Genomic DNA, 23349 nt, shown 5'->3' on the forward strand with positions numbered 1-23349 from the left:
ATGACGACCATCGCCACCGACCGTCCGCTCGTCACCGGAGCCGTCGCCGGCTACGGCGTCGTGCGCGGTCTCGAGCAGCACCACGACCACTGCGACCTCGACGTCGAGGACCCGGGCCGGGCGCACACCCTGCTCAGCGTCGCCTGCTCCCCCGACACGGCGGCCGCCGCCGACCTCCGCGAGGAGGGACTGCGTCCGCTCGCGCTGCGGCTGGACCTCGACGGCGCGCAGCAGTGCACCTGCTCCGCGCTCTTCGCCTCCGCCCACGGTCCCGAGCGTCGCCGGGTCGCCCTGCACACCGCCCTCGCGCTCTGCGCCGACGGCGTGCACACGGTGGTCACCCGGGTGCGCTGAGACGGCACGCCCCGCGGACCGCGGCACGCTGCATCGAGCCGACCTCCGGTGGGTACCTGCCACTGCCTGGTCCGAGCCGCTGCACCGTGCCGCGACCTGACCGGGCACCGCCGTACCCGTGGGAAGAGGACGAGTTGAGGATCCTGGTCACCGGCGCGACCGGCTACGTCGGAAGTCGTCTGGTGCCGCTGCTGCTGGACCGCGGCCACCAGGTGCGCACGACCACGACCGACCCCGATCGTGAGCAGCCGTGGTGGGGCGACCGCGTGGAGACCGTCGTCATGGACGCGCTCGATGCCGACCAGGTCGCCGCCGCCTGCGAGGGCGTCGACGCGGTCTACTACCTGATCCACGGGATGGGCGGGGACGACTTCGCGCGGACCGATCGCGAGGCGGCCACCAACTTCGCACGGGGTGTGCGGGCCCACGGCGTGAGCCGGATCGTGTACCTCTCCGGACTCGTGCCGGACGTCGCAGACGACGACCTCTCGGAGCACATCAGGTCCCGCCGCGAGGTCGAGCGGATCCTGGGTGATGCCGCCCCCACGGTCGTCGTGCTGCGCGCAGCCGTGCTCCTGGGGAGCGGGTCCACGTCGTTCGAGATCATCCGGCAGGTCAGCGAGCGGCTCCCGGTGCACACCATCCCGACCTGGATGGACTCCCTGGTCCAGCCGATCGCGGTCGTCGACGCGCTCGAGGCACTGGCCGGCGCGCTCGACCACGCCGGACCGTCGCGCCACTTCGACGTCGGTGGACCCGACGAGCTGCGCTATGGCGCGCTGCTCGACACCTACACCTCGATCGCGGGACTGGCGCGCCCCCAGGTCGACGTCCCTCTGCTGCCGACGGCCCTCGTGGGGACGCTGGTCGGCAGCCTCACCGACGTGCCGAGCCAGACCGTCGCGGCGCTGGTCGAGAGCCTCCGTCACGACATGGTCGCGGCCGACGACGACTGGACGGCGCTCCTCCCCGAGGAGCACCGTCTGGTGGGGCTCGACGAGGCGATCCGCCGCTCCCTGGCACCGGCGACGACCGGGCCCGAGGACGCCGACCCGATGGGACCGTTGCCGCACGACCCGGCCTGGGCCAGTGGCGGCGACGACCGGCCGGCGCTCGCCAAGGTCGTCGACGCGGTCAAGGAGGTCGTGCCGGGCGTCTGAGGGGCGCGGGGTCGGTGGCGGTGGCGGTTGGCGGTGTCGATGGCGGTTCACCATGGGACCCAGGTGAACCGGCACATCAACCGACCACCGGCGCCGGAACACGTCCGATCCGACGGTCAGAGCTCCTTCATCCCCCAGGGGCTGCCGTACTCGGTGAGCAGCTCGAGGAACGGGACCGCGTCGAAGGCCTCCGGGCCGAGGACGCCGGCGCCGGACCAGGTGCCACGGGCGAGCAGCTCGAGCGCCACGACCGGGTTGATCGCGGTCTGCCACACCACGCACTGGTGGCCGTACTCGCGCATCGTCCACTCGTTGTCGACCACGTGGTAGAGGTACGTCGAGCGGTCGGCGCCGTCCTTGCCCTTGCCCGTCACCCAGAGACCCGCGCAGGTCTTGCCCTTCATCCGCGGACCGACGGTCGCCGGGTCGGGCAGCACCGCCGCGACCACGTCGCGGGGGCTCACCTCGACGCCCTTCACCCGCACCTTCTCGGTGCTGTCCAGGCCGAGGGTGTGCAGCACCTTGAGGATGTTGATGAACTCGTCGCCGAGCCCGTACTTGAAGGTCGCGCGCTTGCAGTTCACCCACCGCGGCATGAGGAGCACCTCCTCGTGCTCCACGTTGACGCACTCGACCGGGCCGATGCCCTCGGGGAAGTCGAAGACCTCGGGCTCCGAGAACGGCGGCGTGGTGTGCCAGTCCCCCTGCCCGGTCCCGTCGCCGGCCCAGATGTCCGGCGGGTTGAGGCACTCCTCGATGGTGGTCCACATCGAGAACGACGGCGCGAAGATCTCGTTGCCCTCGTCGTCGGTGACGACGAGGTTGGCGCCGTCGCGGGTGCCGAGCTCGTCGATCTCGCTGAAGAGGTGGTCGGCGGCGTACCGCGCGAACACGTCGGACAGGCCGGGCTCGACGCCGATCCCGACCAGGGCGAGGCGACCGGCCGACTCCCAGTCCGAGGCGACGGCGAACTGCTCGTCGCCGAGCTTCACCCCGGTCTTCTCGTACGGCGCCTCGGGATGCGGCTTCGACAGGGACATCGCCATGTCGAGGTAGTCGGCGCCGGCCGCGAACGCGCCGTCGAAGATCGACATGTTGAAGACCGGGTCGACCGCGTTCATCACGTGCGTGACGCCGTGCTCGCGGCACAGCGCCGCGACGGCGTCCGCCGACGAGGCGTCGACCTGCGCGGCGACGTACCGCGCGTCGGCGCTCGCCGCCTTCTCGGCCCTCCCGAGGTCGTAGTCGGCGACCACGATCGTGTCGAAGAAGTCACGGCGGGCCGCGATGGCCGCGAAGGCGGCGCCGACACCGCCGGCGCCGACGAGCAGGATCTTCATGTCACTCACCGATGTAGCTCATGACGTGCTTGATGCGGGTGTAGTCCTCGAGGCCGTACATCGAGAGGTCCTTGCCGTAGCCGGAGTGCTTGAAGCCACCGTGCGGCATCTCGCTGATGAACGGGATGTGGGTGTTGATCCAGACGACGCCGAAGTCGAGGCCGCGGGACATCCGCATGGCGCGGGCGTGGTCCTTGGTCCAGACGCTCGAGGAGAGGCCGTACTCCACGCCGTTGGCCCACCGCAGCGCCTCGGCCTCGTCGGTGAACTTCTGCACGGTCATGACCGGGCCGAAGATCTCGTTCTGGATCTGCTCGTCGTCCTGCTTCAGGCCCGAGACCACCGTGGGCTCGTAGAAGTAGCCGCGCTCGCCCTTGCGGGCGCCGCCGGTCCGCAGGTCGGCGTGGTCGGGCAGCCGGTCGACCATGCCGGAGACGCGGTCGAACTGGTTCTGGTTGTTGAGCGGCCCGTAGTACGTCGCCTCGTCGTCGGGCATGCCGGTCGGCATCCCCTTCGCGGCCTCGGTCAGCGCGGCCACGAACTCGTCGTGGATGCCGGGGCCCGCGAGCACCCGGGTCGCGGCGGTGCAGTCCTGGCCGGCGTTGAAGAGGCCGGCGCCGGCGATGCCCTCGGCGGCGGCGGCGATGTCGGCGTCGTCGAAGACGATGACCGGCGCCTTGCCGCCGAGCTCGAGGTGGACCCGCTTGAGGTCGTGGGAGGCCGACTCGGCGACCTCCATGCCGGCGCGCACCGAGCCGGTGATGGCGACCATCTGCGGCGTCGGGTGCGCGACGAGCGCGCGCCCGGTGTCGCGGTCACCCGTGACGACGTTGAGGACGCCCGGCGGGAGGAACTCCTGGGCGAGCTCGGCCAGCAGGGTCGAGCTGGCCGGGGTGGTGTCGCTCGGCTTGAGGACGATCGTGTTGCCGCCGGCCAGCGCCGGGGCGATCTTCCAGATCATCATCAGCAGCGGGTAGTTCCACGGCGTCACCTGGCCGACGACGCCCACCGGCTCGCGGCGGATCCAGGAGGTGTGGTCGGCCATGTACTCGCCGGCCGAGCGGCCCTCGAGGATGCGCGCGGCACCCGCGAAGAACCGGAAGTGGTCCGAGGCGTAGGGCATCTCCTCGCTCATCGTCAGGCCGAGCGGCTTGCCCGTGTCCTTGCACTCGACGGCGTTGATCTCGTCGACCCGGTCCTCGATCGCCGACGCGATCTTCAGCAGCGCCTCGGAGCGCTCCTTGGGGGTGGTGCTCCCCCACGACTCGAACGCCGCGGCGGCCGCGGCGTACGCGTGGTCGACGTCCTCGGCGCCCGACCTCGGGGCCTGGGCGTACACCTCACCGGTGGTCGGGTCGACGATGTCGTAGGTCTCACCGGAGACGCTGTCCACGAGCTCGCCGTTGATGACGTTCTTGAATACCTGGTCGGCCATGGCGGCGAGCCTAGTGGACGAGGCAACGAAATCTGTAGGGGTTGCCCGCCCCTGATGACGGATTCCGTTGCTCTAGGCGGTGTAGACGGGGCTTCCGTCGATCCAGGTCGAGGTGACCTGCGCAGATCCGACGTCCGCGGGCGCCCCGGCGAACGGGTCGCGGTCGAGGACGACCAGGTCGGCCACCGCCCCGGGACGCAGCACCCCCGCGCTCGCCTCGTCGTCGGGGCCACGGCCGTTGGCCCACGCCGAGCCCGAGGTGTACGCCGCAAGGGCGGTCTCGAGGTCGAGCGCCTGCTCGGGCAGGAACGCCTCCCGGTCGCCGCCGGGCTCGCGCCGGGTCACCGCGACCTGGATCGCCTGCAGCGGGTCGGGCGTGCTGACCGGCCAGTCGCTCCCGGCGACCAACCGGGCACCGGCGCGGTGCAGGTCGCCGAAGGGGTACTGCCAGCGGCTGCGCTCCTCACCGAGGAACGGGATCGTCAGGTCCACCATCTGGTCGTCCGCGCAGGCCCAGAGCATCTGCAGGTTGGCCGCGACGCCCAGGCGTGCGAACCGGGGGACGTCGTCGGGGTGCACGACCTGGAGGTGGGCGACGTGGTGGCGCCGCACCGGGTCGGTGCCCTCGAAGGCGTCCAGGGCCTCACGGACGCCGCGGTCCCCGATCGCGTGCACGTGCACCTGGAAGCCGGCGTCGTCGAGCGCCTGCACGGCGTCCCGGATCGCCTCGGCGGTGAGGAAGGAGTGCCCGTCGTTGTCGGTCGGGTGCCCACACCGGTCGAGGTACGGCGACAGCATCGCCGCCGTGCCGTTCTCGGCCACCCCGTCCTGCATGATCTTCACCGTCGTGGCGCGGAACCGGCCACCGGTCATCGCCCGGCGCCGGCCGACGAGGTCGGCGACCTGCTCGGTGCCGAGCCGCCGCTCCCACCACAGCGCGCCGACGACGTACGAGCGCAGGTCGCCGTTGGCCGCTGCGGTCTCGTAGGTCGAGGCCGGGTCGTCCATGCCGGAGTAGGAGCCGACGATCGCGTCCTGCCAGGACGTGACGCCGACGGAGTGCAGGTAGGCCTGGCCGGCCATCAGGGCCGCGTAGTAGTCGGCGCCGGTGGTGCGCGGGAGGTGACGCGCGACCAGCGCGGTCGCGCCCTCGTGGAGGGTGCCGCTGGGCCGACCCTCGGCGTCCCGCTCGATCCGGCCGTCGGGCGGGTCCGGGGTGTGGACGTCGACCCCGGCGATCTCCAGCGCGCGGCTGTTGACCCAGGCGCCGTGGTGGTCACGGTTGGGGAGGAACACGGGGCGGTCCGGGACCACCGCGTCGAGGTCCGCCGCCGTCGGAGTACCGCCCGGGAAGGCCGGCATCGCCCAGCCGCCGCCGAGGATCCACTCCGCCTCGGGGTGCGCGTCGGCGTACCGTCCGACCTCGGCGAGGTACTCCTCGCGGGTGCCGAGGCCGGACAGGTCGCAGCGCAGCCGCTCCAGGCCGCCCTGGATGGGGTGCACGTGCGCGTCGGTGAACCCGGGCAGCAGCAGCCCGCCCCCGAGGTCCACGACCTCCGCTCCCGGGTGGTCGAGCTCGTCGGGGCCACCGACCGCAGCGATCCGGCCCTGGTCCACGAGGACCGATCCCGCGCCGACGTACCGGTGCCCGTCGAAGAGTGCGCCGCCGGTGAAGAGGGTCGCCACTCAGCGGCCCTCGAGCAGCGGGCCGGCGGGGTCGTGGGAGATGCCGTGCTTGCGGACCGCCAGGCCCGAGAGCGCCTCGAGGCAGACCCGGTTGGCGAGGTACGCCGTGATCTCGGCGTGGTCGTAGGGCGGGGACACCTCGACCACGTCGATGCCGGCGACCGGGAGCTCGATGCAGATGCGGCGCACGGCGTCGAGGAGCTGGCGGCTCGAGAGACCGCCCGGCTCCGGCGTCCCGGTCCCGGGGGCGTGGCCAGGGTCGCAGACGTCGATGTCGACGGAGAGGAAGACCGCGTCGCACTCGTCCAGCGCGATCTCGAAGGCCTCGTCGAGGCAGACCTCGAGCCCGCGCTTGCCGATCTCGGTCATCTCGTAGGAGCGCATCCGCTGCTCGGCCATCCAGCCCAGCGTCTCGGGGCCGGGCCAGTAGCCGCGCAGCCCCATCTGGAGGAACCGGTCGCCGCGCAGCGCGCCCGACTCGATCAGCCGGCGCATCGGCTGGCCGTGGCCGTAGAGCGACCCGAACTCGATGTCGCCGGTGTCGGCGTGGGCGTCGAAATGGATCATCGAGACCCGGCCGAACCCGTGGTGCCGGGCGACGCCGGTGGCGTCGGGCAGGGCGATCGAGTGGTCGCCGCCGAGCACCAGCGGGACCGCGCCGGACCGGGCGACGGCGTACACCGCCTCCTCGAGGTTGCCGAGCGCCCGCTCGATCTCGCCCGGCGGCATCTCGACGTCGCCCGCGTCGACCACGCGCAGGTCCTGGAGGGCGTCGACCCGCAGCGCGAGGTGCGGCCGGGAGCCGTCCTGCGGGAGGTAGTCGGTCTGCCGGATCGCGGTCGGGCCGAACCGGGTGCCGGGCCGGTGCGAGGTGCCGCCGTCGAACGGCGCCCCGACCACGACGACGTCGGCGGCCGCCAGGGCGGCGTCGTCGGCCAGGTCGACCGGGTCCACGCCCAGGAAGGTGATGTCGGGACCGAACTGCGCGCCGTACCTCGTCATGTGGACATCCTGTCACGGTCGATTGCTTCGGAATCCGCGCAAATCAACCGCCACGGCGACGGATTCACTTGCATCGGACCGGCCTGACCACGCACCATAGGGCCATGGACCCGGACTACGACCACCTCCAGCGCGCCGCCAAGGACCACCTGTGGATGCACTTCACGCGGCACTCGTCCTACGACAACGCCGACGTGCCGATCATCGTCCGCGGTGAGGGTGCCTACATCTACGACGCGCAGGGCAAGCGCTACCTGGACGGCCTGGCCGGGCTGTTCGTGTCCCAGCTGGGACACGGTCGCACCGAGCTGGCCGACGCCGCCGCGGCCCAGGCGCGCGAGCTGGCCTTCCACCCGCTGTGGTCCTACGCCCACCCGAGCGCGATCATGCTCGCCGAGCGGATCGCGTCGTACGCCCCGGGCTCGCTGAACCGGGTCTTCTTCTCCAGCGGCGGTGGCGAGTCGGTCGAGACCGCCTGGAAGCTCGCGAAGAACTACTTCAAGCTCACCGGCAAGCCGATGAAGCACAAGGCGATCTCGCGCGCGATCGCCTACCACGGCACCACCCAGGGCGCGCTGTCGATCACCGGTCTGCCGCCGCTCAAGCAGCAGTTCGAGCCGCTGGTGCCCTCGACGTTCCGGGTCCCCAACACCAACATCTACCGGGCCCCGCTGCACGGCGACGACCCCGAGGCGTTCGGCCGCTGGGCCGCCGACCAGATCGCGGTCGCGATCGAGAACGAGGGCCCCGACACCGTCGCCGCCGTCTTCCTCGAGCCCGTGCAGAACGCCGGCGGCTGCTTCCCGCCCCCGCCGGGCTACTTCCAGCGGGTCCGCGAGATCTGCGACGAGTACGACGTGCTCATGGTCTCCGACGAGGTCATCTGCGCCTTCGGCCGGTTGGGCCACATGTTCGGCGCCGAGCGCTACGGCTACGAGCCCGACATGCTCACCTGCGCCAAGGGCATCACCTCCGGGTACGCCCCGCTCGGCGCGATGATCGCCAGCGACAAGCTGATGGAGCCGTTCCTCGAGGACGGCGCGATGTTCGCCCACGGCTACACCTTCGGCGGTCACCCGGTCTCGACGGCGGTCGCGCTGAAGAACCTCGACCTCTTCGAGGAGGAGAACATCCTCGAGCACGTCCGCGACAACGAGGACGCGTTCCGCGCGACCCTCGAGCGGCTGCGCGACCTGCCGATCGTCGGCGACGTCCGCGGCGACGGCTACTTCTACGGGATCGAGCTGGTCAAGGACAAGGCCACCCGCGAGACCTTCAGCGACGAGGAGTGCGAGCGGATCCTGTTCGGCTTCGTCTCCAAGCAGCTGTTCGCCGAGGGCCTCTACTGCCGCGCCGACGACCGCGGCGACCCGGTCATCCAGCTCTCTCCCCCGCTGATCTGCGACCAGCAGCACTTCGACGAGATGGAGCAGATCCTCCGCGTGGTCCTCGACAAGGCCGGCGCGATGCTCTGACCGCTCGGTCCGCACGACGTCAGACGCCCCGGTTGCTCCGGCAGCCGGGGCGTCTGACGTCCGGGCGCGGGACGCTCGGGCACCAGCCGGTCAGGTCAGGGCGCGCTGGCGGCGGCGGGAGTTCACCTCGCCGGTGACCACGATGAGGATCGAGATCACGAACATCAGGGTGCCGACCACGTTCACCTGCATCGGCACGCCGCGCTGGGCGGCGCCCCAGACGAACATCGGGAACGTCGTCGTGGTGCCCGCGTTGAGGTTGGTGATGATGAAGTCGTCGAACGAGAGCGAGAAGCTCAGCAGCGCCGCGCCCAGGATGCCGGGGAAGACCAGCGGGAAGGTGACCCGCCAGAACGTCTGCTGCGGCGTGGCATAGAGGTCCATCGCCGCCTGTTCGAGGTTGTCGTCGAGGCCGGCCAGCCGGGACCGCACCGTGACGATGACGAACGACAGGCAGAACATCACGTGCGCGACGAAGATGGTCCAGAAGCCGAGCTTGCCGCCGAGGCCGGAGGCCACGAACAGGGCGAGCAGCGAGGAGCCCATCACGATCTCGGGCGAGGCCATCGGCAGGAAGATGAGCAGGTTGCTCGACGAGCGGCCCACGAAGTCGTGCCGGACCAGCGCGAACGCGGCCAGGGTGCCCAGGACGGTCGCGACCAGCGTCGACAGGAGACCGATCTCGATGCTGCGGCCGACCGCGGAGCACATCCCCTCGGGAGCGCACGGGTTCAGCCAGTTGTCGAGCGTGAACCCGTCGAACTCGTAGACGTTGCGGCTGGCGGGCGCGTTGAAGCTCATCAGGACGACGACCGCGATCGGCACGAAGGTGTACGCCAGCACCGCCAGGCCGAGGAGCAGGACGAGGTTGTTGCGGACCCAGCGCCCGATCACAGCAGCTCCTCCGTCCCGGCGCGGCGCACGTAGACGAGCACCATGGCGACGATCAGGGTCATCAGGATCACCGACAGCGCCGCGGCCGCCGGGTAGTCGTTCGCATCGGTGAACAGGCTCTGGATCACCGAGCCGACCACCCGCGTCTTGGCGCTGCCGAGCAGCTGGGCGTTGATGTAGTCACCGACGGCCGGGATGAACGTCAGCAGCGTCCCGGAGATCACGCCCGGAAGCGACAGCGGCCAGGTGACCTTGAAGAACCCCACGACCGGGTTGGCGTACAGGTCGCTGGAGGCCTCGATCAGCCGGTGGTCGATCTTGTCGATGCTCGCGAACAGCGGGAGCACCATGAACGGGAGGAAGTTGTAGGTCAGCCCGGCCACCACCGCGATCGGCGTGGCCAGCAGCCGGCCGTCCGCACCGAGGATGTGCAGGAACTGGAGGGTGTTCACGATGAACCCGTCGTCGCCGAGGATCAGCTTCCAGGCGAGCGTGCGGACCAGGAAGCTGGTGAAGAACGGCGCGATGACCAGCACCAGCATCAGGTTCTTCCAGCGGCCCGCCTTGAACGCGATCGCGTAGGCGAGAACGTAGCCGAGGATCAGGCAGAAGAACGTCGCCAGGCCGGCGTACCAGAGGGCGCGGACGAGCGGGACCCAGTAGTCCTTGACGGCGTTGGAGTAGTTGCTCCACTCGTAGGTCATCTCGTAGCCGCGGAAGTCCGACCCGGCCGGGTCGTAGAGGCTGGTCGCGAGCAGCGAGTAGAGCGGCAGGACGAAGAAGATGATCAGCCAGGCGGCGGCGGGCAGCAGCAGCAGGTACCCGAGGTACCCCCGCTTGCGCCCCGACTCCGCGGACGCCGGCGCCGCGGTGATCGCCGCGACCTCGGCGGCCTCGGCGGTGCTCGCCATCAGAGGGCGTCCTGGTCGGCCCCGGCGTGCGCGTCCTGGGCGTGGTCGAGGAGGAAGGCGTACTCGGGGCGCCAGCTCAGCTCGACCTGCTCCCCCACGCGGAACAGGCGCCGGTGGCCGGTGTTCTGCTGGAAGACCTGGAGCTCCTGGCCCCACGGCATCCGCACGAGGTACTGGGTGCTGACGCCGACGAAGCTGACGTCGCTGACCACGCCACCCGGGATCGAGTTGCCGGGCGCGTCGAGCTCCTCGCCCAGCTCCCCGATCAGCACCTTCTCCGGCCGGATGCCGACCCAGCCGCGGTCGCCCTCGGCGTGCGCCCGGTCTGCCGGGATGGACACGTCGACACCGTGCATGTCGACGACGACCAGGTCGCTCGCGCGGGACTTGATCGTGCCGTCGAGCAGGTTGGACTGGCCGAGGAAGTTCGCGACGAACGTCGTGCGCGGGTTCTCGTAGAGCGCCGCCGGCGGGCCCATCTGCTCGATGACGCCGTGGTTCATCACGGCCACGGTGTCGGCCATGGTCATGGCCTCCTCCTGGTCGTGGGTCACGTGGATGAAGGTCAGCCCGACCTCGGTCTGGATCCGCTTGAGCTCGATCTGCATGGCGCGGCGCAGCTTGAGGTCGAGGGCACCGAGAGGCTCGTCCAGCAGGAGCACCTCGGGCTGGTTGATGAGGGCCCGGGCGAGCGCCACGCGCTGCTGCTGTCCGCCCGACAGCTGGGTCGGCTTCTTGCGCGCCTGGGTGCTCAGCTCGACCAGGTCGAGCATCTCCTTGACCTGGGTGTCGACGTTCCCGACCTTGCGGCGCTTGAGGCCGAACGCGACGTTCTCGTGGATGTCGAGGTGCGGGAAGAGCGCGTAGCTCTGGAAGACGGTGTTGACCGGCCGCTTGTAGGGCTTGGCGAAGGTGATGTCCTTGCCGGCCAGCGTGATCGACCCGCGGGTGGGGACCTCCAGCCCGGCCACCATCCGCAGCGTCGTCGTCTTGCCGCAGCCCGACGGGCCGAGCAGGGCGAAGAAGGACCCCCGTGGGACGTCGAGGTCCAGCTCGTCCACGGCGGTGAACGCTCCGAAGGACTTCGTCACCCCCCGCAGCCGGAGCCCGTCGTACGACGACTCGTCGCGAGCGGTCGCCTCCTCCACGTCAGCCGCCTGTGACATCGGCCCAGTCTCCTTCGTACTCGATCTGCTGCTGGTCGTCGAGGGGCATGAAGTCGAAGGTCACCGACAGCGTCTCGTCGTCGGGGAAGATCAGCGGGTTGTCGACCAGCGAGGGGTCGATCTTCTCCATCTCCTGCTGGGCTCCCTTGACGGGACAGATGTAGTTGACCCAGGCGGCCAGCTTCGCCGCGACCTCGGGCTCGTAGTAGTAGTTGATCCACTTCTCGGCGTTCGCCTGGTGGGTCGCGAGGTTGGGGATCAGCATGTTGTCGCTCCAGAGGGACAGGCCCTCCTCCGGCGTCACGAACTTGATGTCGGGGTTGTCGAACTGCAGCTGGATCACGTCGCCGGACCAGGCCTCACAGGCGAGGATGTTGCCGGCCGCGAGGTCCTGCGTGTACTCGTTGCCGGTGAAGGCCCGGATCTGCCCCGACTGCACCGACTCCTTGAGCTTGTCGATGGCGACGCCCCACTCGTCGTCGGTGAACTCCCTCGGGTCCGCACCGGTGACCTTGAGCATGAAGCCCATCGTGTCGCGCATCTCCGAGAGCAGCGTGACCCGGCCGCTCAGGTCGGAGCGGGTGAGCAGCTCCTCGAAGCTGCCGACCGCGTCGGTCTTCGACGCGTTGTAGGCGATGCCGGTCAGGCCGCTCTGCCACGGGGCGTGGAAGTCGAGGTCCTTGTCCCACTGCTTGTTGCGGAGCGGGTCGATCAGGTTCGCCTGCAGGTTCGGCACGTTCTTCTTGTCGAACGGCTGGATCCAGCCGAGCCCGATCATCCGCGCGGCCATCCAGTCGGTCAGCACCATCATGTCGCGGTCCACGGGCTGGCAGGAGCCGAGCTGGTTGCGCACCTTGGCGTAGAACTCCGAGTTGTCGTTGACGTCGTCGGTGTAGTGGACGGTGATGCCGGTCTGCTGCTGGAACTGCTGGAAGGTGCTGTCGGGGTTCTTCCGCGGGTCGATGTAGGCCGGCCAGTTGGAGACGATCAGCTCCTTCTGGCTCGCCGACAGGTCGGTGGCCCGGCAGGTCGCGGGGTCCTGCGACGCGCCGTCGGTGGCGAAGAACGGGAGCTTGAGGGCCGCCAGGCTGACGCCGGCGAACGCCACGGCCCCACCGCCCTTGAGCAGTCCTCGACGGGAGAGCCCGGTGCGGTGCGCGGGCGGGTCCGGCGGCATGCGGGTCCTTCCGGGTCGGGGGCCGGTTCGGGGTCCGGCTCGTCGTCCGGTCGACGACCGGAGTGCTCGGATCGTGCCACGATGACGGCCCTCGAACAAGCGATCCCGTCGAACTGAAACATCCCCGCAACGAAATCCTTCGTCCACACGCCGTCCAGGCCTTTGACCCGGGTGCCCGGGTAGGGAACCATGCCGCCATGACGAGGAAGTCCGGGAGCCCCTCCCCGCTGGACGAGGTGTCCAAGGCGATCATCGAGCAGCTCCAGCAGGACGGACGCCGCTCGTACGCCGCCATCGGCAAGGTCGTCGGCCTGTCCGAGGCGGCGGTGCGCCAGCGGGTGCAGCGGCTCATCGAGAGCGGCGTCATGCAGGTGGTCGCGGTGACGGACCCGCTGGAGCTGGGCTTCGCCCGCCAGGCGATGGTCGGCATCCGGGTCACCGGCGCGCTGGACCCGGTCGCGGACCGGCTCGCCGAGCTCGACGAGGTCGACTACGTCGTCATCACCACCGGCTCCTACGACCTGCTCGTCGAGCTGGTCTGCGAGAGCGACGAGCACCTCCTCGAGCTGATCTCCGACCGGATCCGCTCGATCGAGGGGGTCGTGTCGACCGAGACCTTCATGTACCTGCGCCTGCGCAAGCAGACCTACTCGTGGGGTGTGCGCTGACTCCCGATCCGCACTGGGAGCGGCTCTCGCTCTGGCACGACACCGTCGAGACCGACTGGACCCCCCGGCCGGCGCTCGACGGTGACGTCGACGCCGACGTCGCGATCGTCGGCGCGGGCTTCACCGGCCTGTGGACGGCGTACTACCTCGCGGACGCCGACCCGACGCTGCGGATCGTGGTGCTCGAGGCCGAGACCGCCGGGTACGGCGCCTCCGGCCGCAACGGCGGCTGGTGCTCGGCCCTGTTCCCGGCGTCACTCCCGACCCTGGCCGCGCTGGCCGGGCGTCCGGCCGCGCTGGCGCAGCACCGCGCGATGCGCGACACGGTCGACGAGGTGGCCCGGGCGGCCGCCGCGGAGGGCATCGACGCCGACCTGGCCAAGGGCGGGACGGTGGTGCTCGCCCGCAGCCGCGCCCAGTGGCGGCGGGCGCGCGCCGAGGTCGCGGAGGCCCGCGAGTGGGAGCGCGACGAGGACGACCTGCGCCTGCTCGACCGGGCGGAGGCGACCGAGGTCCTCCACGCGACCCGGACCCTCGGTGCGACCTACACCCCCGACTGCGCCGCAATCCACCCGGCCAAGCTGGTCCGCGGCCTCGCCGCGGCCGTCGAGAGGCGGGGGGTGACCGTCCACGAGCGCACCCGCGTCCGCGAGGTCCGGCCGGGGCTCGCGCGCACCGCGACCGGCGACGTCCGGGCCACGACGGTCGTCCGGGCCACCGAGGGCTACACCCCGGGGCTGCCCGGCCACGACCGCACCCTCGTCCCGGTCTACTCCCTCGTGATCGCGACCGAGCCGCTCTCCGCGGCGGTCTGGGACGAGATCGGCCTGGCCCGGCGCGAGACGTTCAGCGACCACCGGCACCTGATCGTCTACGGGCAGCGCACGGCGGACGACCGGCTGGTCTTCGGCGGGCGCGGGGCGCCGTACCACCTCGGGTCCCGGGTCCGGCCCGAGTTCGACCGCGACGAGCACGTCTTCGCCCGGCTGTACTCGACGCTCACCGACCTGTTCCCCGTCCTCTCCGGCACCCGGGTGACGCACGCCTGGGGCGGCCCGCTCGGGATCCCGCGCGACTGGTGCGCCTCCGTCGGCCTGGACCGGGAGACCGGCCTGGCGTGGGCGGGCGGGTACGTCGGCGACGGGGTGAGCACGACCAACCTCGCCGGGCGGACGCTGCGCGACCTCGTGCTCGGCCGCGACACCGACCTGACCCGGCTGCCGTGGGTCGGGCACCGCTCCCCCGCCTGGGAGCGCGAGCCGCTGCGCTGGCTCGGGATCAACGCCGGCCTGCGCGCGATGACGCTCGCCGACGCCGAGGAACGGGTCACCCGGATGCCGAGCCTGGTGGCCAAGGCGGTCGCACCCCTGCTGGGATGACCCCATGAGCAGACGTGCCCTGGTCCGCCCGCCCGGCCCCCGACTCGCCGACGGCCTCCTCACCCACCTCGAGCGCACGCCGGTCGACGTCGACTTCGCCCGCCGCCAGTGGGAGGGGTACGTCGCCGCGCTCGAGGCCGAGGGGTGGGAGGTCGTCCACGTGCCCGCTGCCGACGACTGCCCGGACGCGGTGTTCGTCGAGGACACGGTCGTCGTCCTGGGCGACCTCGCGGTCGTCTCGCGGCCGGGCGCCGACGAGCGCAAGCCCGAGACGGCCGGCACCGAGGCGGTGCTGCGCGACCTCGGCTACCGGATCGCACACATCGAGGCGCCCGGCACCCTCGACGGCGGTGACGTCCTCAAGCACGTCGGCGCGGAGGGGACGACCGTCTGGGTCGGGACCGGCGGTCGCACCAACACCGAGGGGCTCGAGCAGCTCGCCGCGCACCTGGCGCCGCTGGGCGCCCGGACCGTCGGCGTGCCGGTCTCCCGCGTGCTGCACCTCAAGTCCGCCGTCACCGCGCTCCCCGACGGCACCGTCGTGGGTCACCTGCCGCTGGTCGACGACCCCACGGTCTGGTCGCGCTTCCTCCCGGTGCCCGAGGAGCCGGGGTCGCACGTGGTGGTGCTCGACGAGGAGACCGTCCTGATGTCGAGCGCCGCGCCACTGAGCCGGGCCCTCTTCGAGGAGCGCGGGCTGCGGGTGGTCGCCGTCGACCTCTCGGAGTTCGAGAAGCTCGAGGGTTGTGTGACCTGCCTGTCGGTGCGGCTGCGCGGCTAGCGGGTCAGCCCAGCCCGTTCGCGGCCGTGTCGGCCGGCTTGGTCGTGCTGTGCACCCAGGCGTCGAAGAAGCCGTCGAGGTCCAGGCCGGTCACCTCCTCGGCCAGCGCCTGGAACTGGGCGGTGCTGCCGTTGCCGCCGGCGCGGTCGGCGGCCCACCTGCTCACCAGCTCGAAGAAGACGGGGTCGTCGTCGACCACGTTGCGCAGCGCCTGCAGGGCCATCGCGCCGCGCTCGTAGACCCAGCTCGCGAAGATGTCGCTGACGCAGCCCTCGTGGCTCGGGCACGGGTCGGCGACCTCGTGGTGCCAGAAGTCGTCGTCGGCGCCGATGCGGGCGTAGTGGTCGCGGAGCCACGCGTCGCCGGACTGGCCGCCGTGGGTCTCGTCGTAGTAGGCCTCGAAGAAGCTCGCGAAGCCCTCGTTGAGCCAGATGTCGGTCCACTTCTCGACGGCGACGGAGTCACCGAACCACTGATGCGCGAGCTCGTGCACGACGGTGTCGACCGCGCCCCGGCCCTCCCCCATGAACGGGTACGTCGGACGGGTCTGGTTCTCCAGCGCGAAGCCTGGCTGGAGGCTCGTGGTGAGTCCACCGGTCACCGAGAACGGGTAGGGACCGATGACCGACTCCAGCCACTGCAGCAGCTCCGGGGTGCGCTTCATCAGCCGCATCGCCTCCGGCTGCGACGCCGTCGGCAGTGCCTTCGACACCGCGACGAGCCACGGCGTCCCGTCCGACCGGCCGCGCGCGACGGCGTACTGGCCGGCGGCGAAGAACGCGAGGTAGGGCACCATCGGCTCGTCGGCGTGCCACGTGGTCGTGGCGAGCCGGCCGTCCACGACCCGGCGGACCTCGCGCCCGTTGGAGATCACCCGGTCGGAGCGCGGGACCGTGATCGAGACCGTGATGTCGGCCTTGTCGAGCGGGTGGTCGTTGGCCGGGAACCACCACGGCGCCATGTGCGGCTGGTTCATCGCCACGACCTCGTGGCGACTGGCCAGCCAGTTGCTCTCGCCCGTGTAGGAGTAGCGCTCCGGCAGCCCGGAGTAGCGGACCAGGACGCGGGCGGTCTGGCCGGCGTCGAGGCGGGTGTCGACGGACAGCTCGTGGTACCGGTCCTGGTCGAACCGGGCGCGCCGCCCGTCCACCTCGACCGACGAGACCGGCAGCAGGAAGTCGAGGTCGAAGCCGGAGAGGTCCTGGGTGGCGGTCAGCCGCACCACGGTCCACCCGGACAGCCGGCGCTCGCCGAATCGGTAGCGGTCGTGGACGTCGTAGGACCGCACGTCGATGCCGCCGTTGCCGTCGAGCGGGAAGTAGGCATCGCCGATCCCGGCCGCTCCGTGCGGCGCCGGCTCGTCCCCGGCGGCGGTCGAGGTGGCCACGAGGGTCGAGGTGGCCAGCACCCCCGCCGCGACCAGGGCGGCCACCGCGGTGCCCGGACGGAGGACGGGACGCAGCCGGCGGAGGGTCACCTCCGCAACGTATCCGACCGTCGTCCTGTGCTATAACACTACTAATTCACTCGACTTAAGGCAGGAGCCGGCATGCAGGTCGTGCCCATCGACGTCCCCGAGCTCGGCAACCGGACCCACCTGGTCCACGACGGCGCCCGGGCCCTGGTGGTCGACCCGCCCCGCGACCTCGCGCAGGTCGAGCGCGCCGCCGCCGAGGCGGGCGTCGAGATCGCCGCCGTCGCCGACACCCACGTGCACAACGACTACGTCTCCGGAGCGCTCGGCCTGGCCCGGCGGCACGGCGCCGACTACCTGCTCGCTGCCGACGAGCAGGTCGAGTTCGAGCGGGTCGGCGTGCGCGACGGGGACGTCGTGCCGGTGGGCGGCCTGGAGGTGCGCGTGCTCGCGACCCCCGGCCACACCCGCCACCACCAGTCCTTCCTGGTCCGCCGGCACGAGGCGCACGACGGTCCCGCCGCGCTGTTCAGCGGTGGCAGCCTCCTGCGTGGCACCGTCGGCCGCACCGACCTCGTCGACGACCGGCTCACCCACGAGCTCGCGCGCCAGCAGTGGGCGAGCGGCCGGCTGCTCGGCGCGCTCGACCCGGCGACGACCCTGCACCCCACCCACGGGTTCGGCAGCTTCTGCGCCGGCTCGGCCTCGACCGGCACCGACGGCGGCGGCACGATCGGCGACGAGCTCCGGTCCAACCCGGTCCTCACCACCAACCGCGAACGGTTCGTCACGGACCTGGTCGCCGGGTTCGGGCCGATCCCGCGCTACTACCCCCGGATGGCGCCGCTGAACCGGGCGGGCGCCGGTCGCGCGCTCCCCCGACCGGCCCGCCGGGTGACCGCCGCCGAGGTGACCGACGCCGTCCTCGGCGGCGCGTGGGTCGTCGACCTGAGGCGGCGCGCGTCGTTCAGCGACGGGCACCTGCCGGGCACGGTCAGCGTGGAGTACGGCACCCAGTTCGCGACGTACGTCGGCTGGCTGGTGCCGTGGGAGGACGACCTGGTGCTGCTGTGCGACCGCCCCGACGACATCGAGGCCGCGCTCCGCGACCTGGCCGCGATCGGCATCGACGGTCCGCGCACCCACGTCCTCGAGCCGCGGACCCCGCTCCCCGCGAGCTACCGCCGCGCCGACTGGCTGGACTTCCGCGAGACCGCGGTCGCGCCGGTCGTCGTCGACGTGCGCCAGCGCGACGAGTACGACGCCGGGCACCTGCCCGGGGCGCTGCACCTGCCGGTGCAGGACGTCGACGTGCGCGGCCAGGACCTGCCCCCGGGTGAGCTGTGGGTGCACTGCCGGTCCGGCTACCGCGCCGGCATCGCCGCCAGCCTCCTGCACCGGATGGGGCGTCGCGTCGTGCACGTCGACGACGCCTGGGACCGGGTCGCCGAGCTGGCGATCCCCACCACGACGGGAGGCGTCGCCGCCTGACCCGTGCCCGCCCGGGAGCCCTCGTTAATTCGGTTGCGCCCGTCGGCCGGGACGCCGGATCGTTGCCCCAGCGTCCGGACCGGCCGGGTGCCCAGCGAGAGGAGCGTGACATGTCCACGACTGTCCTTGGCCTGTCCGCAGACCATCTCTTCTCACGTCCCTGGAGCACCCACACCGATGTCTCACGACTTCACCTCGATCGACCGCACCCCTGACCACCCCGTCGACCCGACGGTCGACCCCACGATCGACCCCGCGATCGACCCCGCGTTCGTCTTCGACTTCCGCACCTACGACGAGGTCGGCGAGGGCCAGCGCTGGTCCACCTGGCTCAGCGTCGAACCGCTGTGCCGCGGCCCGGAGCCGCGGCCGGACTGGCTGGTGACCTCGCAGGCCGCCGTCGACACCGAGCTCGGCGTCCTCAAGACCGGCAAGGAGGCCGACGCCTTCCTGCTCGAGCGGGCCGTCCCCGGCAGCCCGCCCCCTGACGAGGGCGGGCTCGGCGAGTCCGTCGTCATGGTCGCCAAGCGCTACCGCGGCGAGGAGCACCGCGACTTCCACCGCTCGTCGGCCTACACGGCCGGGCGCAAGGTCCGCAACACCCGCGACAACCGGGCGATGGCCAAGAAGTCCGCCCACGGCCGGGCGGTCGCCGCCGGCCAGTGGGCCTGGGCCGAGTGGCAGGCGCTGGTCCGCTGCCACGAGCTCGGGCTCGCGGTCCCCTACCCGGTCCAGATCGACGGCACCGAGCTGCTCATGGAGTGGATCACCGTCGAGGGCGAGGACGGCGTCGAGACCGCGCCGCGGCTCGCCCAGGTGCGGCCCGACCGGCCGCTGCTCGCGTCGTACTTCGAGCAGGTCCGGGAGTTCCTCGCCGAGCTGGCCCGGAACGGCATGGTGCACGGCGACCTGTCGGCGTACAACATCCTCGCCGCGGGCGACCGGCTGGTCGTCATCGACCTGCCACAGACCCTCGACCTGGTCGGCAACCCCTCCGGGCCGGACTTCCTGCTGCGGGACTGCACGAACGTCTGCACCTGGTTCCGGGCGCGCGGGCTGGAGGTCGACGAGCAGGAGCTGTTCGGCGACCTGATGGTGCACGCGTTCTAGCCGGGAGTCAGCACCTAGCATCACCACGTGAAGCGCACCCGCGGCCGGCTCGTCCTCGTCGACTCCCTCGAGGAGCTCGACCGGCGGCTGGCCGCGGGAGCGACCTCGCTGCGGGGCTGGCGCGTGCGGGGGGTCGACCTGCGCGACCGTCACGACGCCCTGGCCGCGCTGACCGTCGCCGGCGCGACGTTCCTGGCCTGCCGGTTCGCCCCCGGCGACGAGGACCGGGTCCGGGCTGCGGGTGGCCTGGTCCTGACCGTGCCCGACGACGTGCCGGTCGAGCCGCGCGGCACGCTCTACACCGCCGCCGAGCTGTACGACACCCGGCGGTACGCCGACTCGGTCGACGCCCAGGCCTACGCCTGGTCGCAGCGCCCGTTCGACGCCGCCGGCGCTCTGGGCCGCGCCCTCCACGACCACACCATCGACCTCGCCCTCGAGGACTGGACCAGTCGACGCCACCTGGTCGGGGTCATGGGGGGGCACCGCCTCGAGCGTGACCACCCCGGGTACGCCGAGGCGGCCCGGCTCGGGGCCGCCCTCGGTGCCCGCGCCGTCGTCGCCACCGGAGGCGGGCCGGGGGCGATGGAGGCGGCGAACCTCGGCGGCCGCCTGGCCACCCGCCCCGACGACCTGGACGAGGCGGTCGCCCTGCTCGCCGAGGTGCCGTCGTACCGGCCGTCGGTCGACCGCTGGGTGCGGCGGGCCTTCGAGGTCGTCGAGCGCTTCCCGACCGACCGCGACACCCTCGGGATCCCCACCTGGCACTACGGCCACGAGCCGCCCAACGCGTTCGCGACGGCGATCGCGAAGTACTTCCGCAACTCGACCCGGGAGGCGATCCTGCTCGAGGTGTGCGACGCCGGGATCGTCTTCCTGCCGGGCGCCGGGGGCACCGTCCAGGAGGTCTTCCAGGACGCCTGCGAGAACTACTACGCCGGCGCGACCGCGGTCGCGCCGATGGTGCTGCTGGGTGCGACGTACTGGACCGAGACGCTGCCCGCGTGGCCGTTGCTGCAGCGGCTGGCCCGGGGCAAGCCGATGGAGCACCACGTGCACCTCGTCGACTCGGTCCCCGATGCTGTGGACCTCCTGAATTCGGGGACGTGAACACCGGGTGACGCCTAGATTGCGTTCGTGCAGCTCTCCCGTCGTGACCTCTTCCGCTCCTCCCTCGTCGTCGGTGGCGCCGCCGCCCTCGGCGGCCTGGGATCCCTCTCCGCCGACGCGGTCGCCGGCACCGGCGTCCACGGCGCCGCGGCCCGGTCCGCCGGCCGCACCACCACCCGGACGACCGTGCTGGGCAAGGGCCCGGCCGGCGCCGGCGGCTGGCGTCCCGTCGTGGCGCTCCCCGGCGAGTCGTGGGTGGTCCGGACCGGCCTCGGCGCGAACGCGAAGAAGGGGCGGGCGGCCCGTCGCAAGGCGGTGCTCGCGTTCGCCCAGCTGAGCGACGTGCACGTCGTCGACGCGCAGTCGCCGATCCGTGTCGAGTACGGCGAGGGCGTCAGCAGCAGCGCGTACCGCCCGCAGGAGATCCTCAGCGGGCAGGTCATGGACGCGATGGTCCGCGAGCTCAACACGATCGGCGCCGCACCGGTGACCGGACGCCCCCTCGCGTTCGCGATCCAGACCGGCGACAACTCCGACAGCACCCAGTACAACGAGATCCGCTGGAACATCGACGTCCTCGACGGTGAGACGGTCCGCGTGGACTCCGGCGACCTCACCAAGTACGAGGGCGTCATGGACCAGGTCCCGGCGTTCTACGACACGATGTTCTGGCACCCCGACGGCACGCCCGAGGGCAAGGAGGACGACGTCGCCCGGGCCCAGTACGGGTTCCCCACCATCCCTGGCCTGCTCGACGCCGCGCGGCAGCCCTTCGACGCCGAGGGCCTCGCGATCCCGTGGTACGCCGCGATGGGCAACCACGACGGCCTGGTGCAGGGCAACTTCCCGGCGACCGACTCCCAGCGGGCCAAGGCGATCGGCGACAAGAAGCAGACCTCGAAGGGCGAGCGCACCGTCACGGCCGACCCCGACCGTCGGCTGCTCGAGCGGGTGGAGTGGGTCCAGGAGCACTTCACCACGACCTCCACGCCGGTCGGGCACGGGTTCACCGAGCAGAACGTCGCCGACGAGACCGCCTACTACACCTTCGACCAGGGCAAGGTCCGCTTCATCGTCCTCGACACCGTGTCCCCGTTCGGCGACAAGGGCTACCTCGACGCGACCCAGCTCGCGTGGCTCAAGAAGCTGCTCGGCGCCAGCCGGCGCAAGCTCGTCGTGATCGCCAGCCACCACCCGCTCGCGTCGTTCTCGGACAAGACCCTCGCCGCCAAGATCGAGCGTCTGCTCGTCGGCTACGACAACGTCATCGCCTGGGTCAACGGGCACACCCACACCAACAACATCTGGCCGCACGTCCGCAAGGAGAAGGGCAAGGCCGTCGGCGGGTTCTGGGAGATCAACACGGCCTCCCACATCGACTGGCCGCAGCAGTCGCGGCTGCTCGAGGTCACCGACAACAAGGACGGCACGGTCTCGATCTTCGCCACCATGGTCGACCACGGCGCGCCGCTCGAGTTCAACGGCGACCTGGACGACCCGGCGCAGCTCGCGGGCCTGTCCCGCCTGCTGGCGGCCAACGACTGGCAGGAGCGCGACAACCACCGGCTCGGCAAGCGGACCGACCGCAACGTCGAGCTCCTGGTCGTGGCGCCGAAGTTCCTGCGCTGACCCGCTGAGGGCTCAGGCGGCGCGCTGCCAGGCCCGCCGGCCTGCGACGACGTCTCGGTAGTGGTCGACCAGCTGCGCGTTCACCCCTGCCCAGGAGCGCTCCCGGACGCTGCGCCGGGCGGCCAGCCCCATCCGGCGCCGGTGGAGCCGGTCGGACACCGGCCGGTCGACGTGCGCGGCCAGCTCCGCCCGGTCGCCGGGCTCGTAGAGCAGGCCGGCGACGCCGTCGGCGACGACGTCGACGGGGCCGCCCGCTCGCGGCGCGACCACGGGGACGCCGGAGGCCAGCGCCTCCTGGGCCGACTGGCAGTAGGTCTCGTGCCTGCCGGTGTGGACGAACACGTCGAGGGAGGCGTACGCCGCCGCCAGCTCGTCACCGTGCAGCACGCCGAGGAACGCCGCGTCGGGGAGGAGCCCGCGCAGGTACCGCTCCTCCGGTCCCCCGCCGACGAGCACCAGCCGGTGGCGCGGGTCCGCGGCCAGGCCGTGCAGCAGGTGCAGCTCCTTCTCGGCGGCCAGCCGGCCGACGTAGCCGACCAGCAGCCGCCCGTCCGGTGCGAGCCGGTCCCGCAGCGGCGCCGAGCGCCGGACCGGGTGGAACTGCTGCAGGTCGACCCCACGCGGCCACAGCGCCGTCGCGTGCACCCCGAGGTCGGCGAGCTGCTGGAGGCTCGCCGACGACGGCGCGAGGGTCCGGTCGACCCCGAGGTGGATGCGGCGGGTGAGCGACGCCATCGCCCGGGCGCCGCCGACCACGCCGTAGCGCTCGGCGAAGCCGACCAGGTCGGTCTGGTAGATCGCGACCACGGGGACCGCGAGCTCCTCGGCGGCGCGGACCGCCTGGTAGCCGAGGGTGGCCGGGGACGCGACGTGCACGACGTCGGGAGCGAAGCGCCGGATCACCGACCGGATCCGCCGCCGCGTCTCCAGGCCGATCCGGAAGTCACGGTAGAACGGCAGGCTGGCGCCGCGGGCCCGGGTGACCGGGAAGCCGGCGTACGTCGGCGGGCCGGTCGGGGCGACCAGCTCCGCGTCGTGACCCTCGGCGGCGAGGTGCTCGAGGACCCGGCGCACCGAGCTGGTGACGCCGTTGACCTGCGGCAGGAAGGACTCGGAGACGATCAGCACCCGGAGCTTGTCCACGGCTCCTGACGCTAGGGACCGCGT

20 protein-coding genes are annotated in these 23349 nt (G+C 71.8%); 10 read left to right on the forward strand and 10 right to left on the reverse strand.

All coding sequences use genetic code 11. From position 1 onward, the window contains the following. Both ACILQ5_RS12405 and ACILQ5_RS12410 read left to right on the forward strand, forming a co-directional pair. Positions 1-354, forward strand: coding sequence for a hypothetical protein (locus ACILQ5_RS12405; protein ID WP_395658315.1), 354 nt, complete (start codon positions 1-3; stop codon positions 352-354). Positions 355-488: 134 nt separating this feature from the next. Continuing rightward, on the forward strand, positions 489-1514 hold the full coding sequence (locus tag ACILQ5_RS12410; RefSeq protein WP_395658316.1) for an NAD(P)H-binding protein: 1026 nt from the start codon (positions 489-491) through the stop codon (positions 1512-1514). 116 nt (positions 1515-1630) lie between these two features. Here the strand turns inward: ACILQ5_RS12410 and ACILQ5_RS12415 are convergent, their stop codons facing one another. From ACILQ5_RS12415 to speB, 4 genes are all read right to left on the reverse strand, one after another. After that, positions 1631-2854 carry a saccharopine dehydrogenase family protein gene (locus ACILQ5_RS12415; RefSeq protein WP_395658317.1) on the reverse strand — a complete coding sequence of 408 codons (1224 nt, stop codon included), beginning with the start codon at positions 2852-2854 and terminating at the stop codon, positions 1631-1633. A 1-nt stretch (position 2855) separates the two neighbouring features. Beyond that, positions 2856-4289 carry a gamma-aminobutyraldehyde dehydrogenase gene (locus tag ACILQ5_RS12420; RefSeq protein WP_395658318.1) on the reverse strand — a complete coding sequence of 478 codons (1434 nt, stop codon included), beginning with the start codon at positions 4287-4289 and terminating at the stop codon, positions 2856-2858. A gap of 72 nt (positions 4290-4361) precedes the next feature. After that, the gene (locus tag ACILQ5_RS12425) at positions 4362-5975 is read right to left on the reverse strand and encodes an amidohydrolase (RefSeq protein WP_395658319.1); all 1614 of its coding nucleotides are present in this window, start codon (positions 5973-5975) and stop codon (positions 4362-4364) included. Next, a complete protein-coding gene (speB, locus tag ACILQ5_RS12430) occupies positions 5976-6977 on the reverse strand; it encodes an agmatinase (protein WP_395658320.1) in 1002 nt (333 codons plus the stop codon). Between the two features lie 104 nt (positions 6978-7081). Between speB and ACILQ5_RS12435 the strand changes: the two genes are divergently transcribed. Next, the gene (locus ACILQ5_RS12435; RefSeq protein ID WP_395658321.1) at positions 7082-8452 is read left to right on the forward strand and encodes an aspartate aminotransferase family protein; all 1371 of its coding nucleotides are present in this window, start codon (positions 7082-7084) and stop codon (positions 8450-8452) included. 90 nt (positions 8453-8542) lie between these two features. Here the strand turns inward: ACILQ5_RS12435 and ACILQ5_RS12440 are convergent, their stop codons facing one another. Genes ACILQ5_RS12440 through ACILQ5_RS12455 form a run of 4 tightly spaced genes read right to left on the reverse strand, consistent with a single transcriptional unit; the run spans position 8543 to position 12600 of the window. After that, entirely contained in the window at positions 8543-9346 is an 804-nt protein-coding gene (locus ACILQ5_RS12440; RefSeq protein WP_395658322.1) for an ABC transporter permease, read from the reverse strand. Beyond that, on the reverse strand, positions 9343-10257 hold the full coding sequence (locus tag ACILQ5_RS12445) for an ABC transporter permease (protein ID WP_395658323.1): 915 nt from the start codon (positions 10255-10257) through the stop codon (positions 9343-9345). The genes ACILQ5_RS12440 and ACILQ5_RS12445 overlap by 4 nt, the downstream gene beginning before the upstream one ends. Next, on the reverse strand, positions 10257-11423 hold the full coding sequence (locus tag ACILQ5_RS12450; RefSeq protein ID WP_395658324.1) for an ABC transporter ATP-binding protein: 1167 nt from the start codon (positions 11421-11423) through the stop codon (positions 10257-10259). The genes ACILQ5_RS12445 and ACILQ5_RS12450 overlap by 1 nt, the downstream gene beginning before the upstream one ends. After that, complete coding sequence (locus tag ACILQ5_RS12455) at positions 11407-12600, reverse strand: PotD/PotF family extracellular solute-binding protein (RefSeq protein WP_395658325.1); 1194 nt, start codon at positions 12598-12600, stop codon at positions 11407-11409. The genes ACILQ5_RS12450 and ACILQ5_RS12455 overlap by 17 nt, the downstream gene beginning before the upstream one ends. 227 nt (positions 12601-12827) lie before the next feature. Between ACILQ5_RS12455 and ACILQ5_RS12460 the strand changes: the two genes are divergently transcribed. The 3 genes from ACILQ5_RS12460 to ddaH are packed head-to-tail and all read left to right on the forward strand — an operon-like array spanning position 12828 to position 15428. Continuing rightward, entirely contained in the window at positions 12828-13268 is a 441-nt protein-coding gene (locus ACILQ5_RS12460) for an Lrp/AsnC family transcriptional regulator (protein ID WP_395658412.1), read from the forward strand. Continuing rightward, positions 13253-14647 carry an NAD(P)/FAD-dependent oxidoreductase gene (locus tag ACILQ5_RS12465; protein ID WP_395658326.1) on the forward strand — a complete coding sequence of 465 codons (1395 nt, stop codon included), beginning with the start codon at positions 13253-13255 and terminating at the stop codon, positions 14645-14647. The genes ACILQ5_RS12460 and ACILQ5_RS12465 overlap by 16 nt, the downstream gene beginning before the upstream one ends. A 4-nt stretch (positions 14648-14651) precedes the next feature. Further along, the gene (ddaH, locus tag ACILQ5_RS12470) at positions 14652-15428 is read left to right on the forward strand and encodes a dimethylargininase (protein WP_395658327.1); all 777 of its coding nucleotides are present in this window, start codon (positions 14652-14654) and stop codon (positions 15426-15428) included. Between the two features lie 4 nt (positions 15429-15432). Here ddaH and ACILQ5_RS12475 read toward each other — a convergent pair whose 3' ends face one another. Further along, positions 15433-16905 (reverse strand): M1 family metallopeptidase, encoded by a 1473-nt coding sequence (locus ACILQ5_RS12475; RefSeq protein ID WP_395658328.1) that lies wholly within the window; start codon positions 16903-16905, stop codon positions 15433-15435. 72 nt (positions 16906-16977) lie between these two features. On the opposite strand from ACILQ5_RS12475, the gene ACILQ5_RS12480 reads away from it, so the two are divergent. The 4 genes from ACILQ5_RS12480 (at position 16978) to ACILQ5_RS12495 (ending at position 22182) form a co-directional block, all read left to right on the forward strand. Next, entirely contained in the window at positions 16978-18333 is a 1356-nt protein-coding gene (locus ACILQ5_RS12480) for a rhodanese-like domain-containing protein (protein ID WP_395658329.1), read from the forward strand. Positions 18334-18510: 177 nt separating this feature from the next. After that, positions 18511-19443 carry a serine protein kinase RIO gene (locus tag ACILQ5_RS12485; protein WP_395658330.1) on the forward strand — a complete coding sequence of 311 codons (933 nt, stop codon included), beginning with the start codon at positions 18511-18513 and terminating at the stop codon, positions 19441-19443. A 27-nt stretch (positions 19444-19470) separates the two neighbouring features. Beyond that, entirely contained in the window at positions 19471-20553 is a 1083-nt protein-coding gene (locus tag ACILQ5_RS12490) for an LOG family protein (protein ID WP_395658331.1), read from the forward strand. A gap of 27 nt (positions 20554-20580) precedes the next feature. Then, complete coding sequence (locus ACILQ5_RS12495) at positions 20581-22182, forward strand: TIGR03767 family metallophosphoesterase (RefSeq protein WP_395658332.1); 1602 nt, start codon at positions 20581-20583, stop codon at positions 22180-22182. Between the two features lie 12 nt (positions 22183-22194). Here the strand turns inward: ACILQ5_RS12495 and ACILQ5_RS12500 are convergent, their stop codons facing one another. Further along, on the reverse strand, positions 22195-23325 hold the full coding sequence (locus tag ACILQ5_RS12500) for a glycosyltransferase family 4 protein (protein WP_395658333.1): 1131 nt from the start codon (positions 23323-23325) through the stop codon (positions 22195-22197). Positions 23326-23349: the final 24 nt, after the last annotated feature.

Source organism: Nocardioides sp. (assembly GCF_044226305.1).
Classification (GTDB): Bacteria; Actinomycetota; Actinomycetes; order Propionibacteriales; family Nocardioidaceae; genus Nocardioides.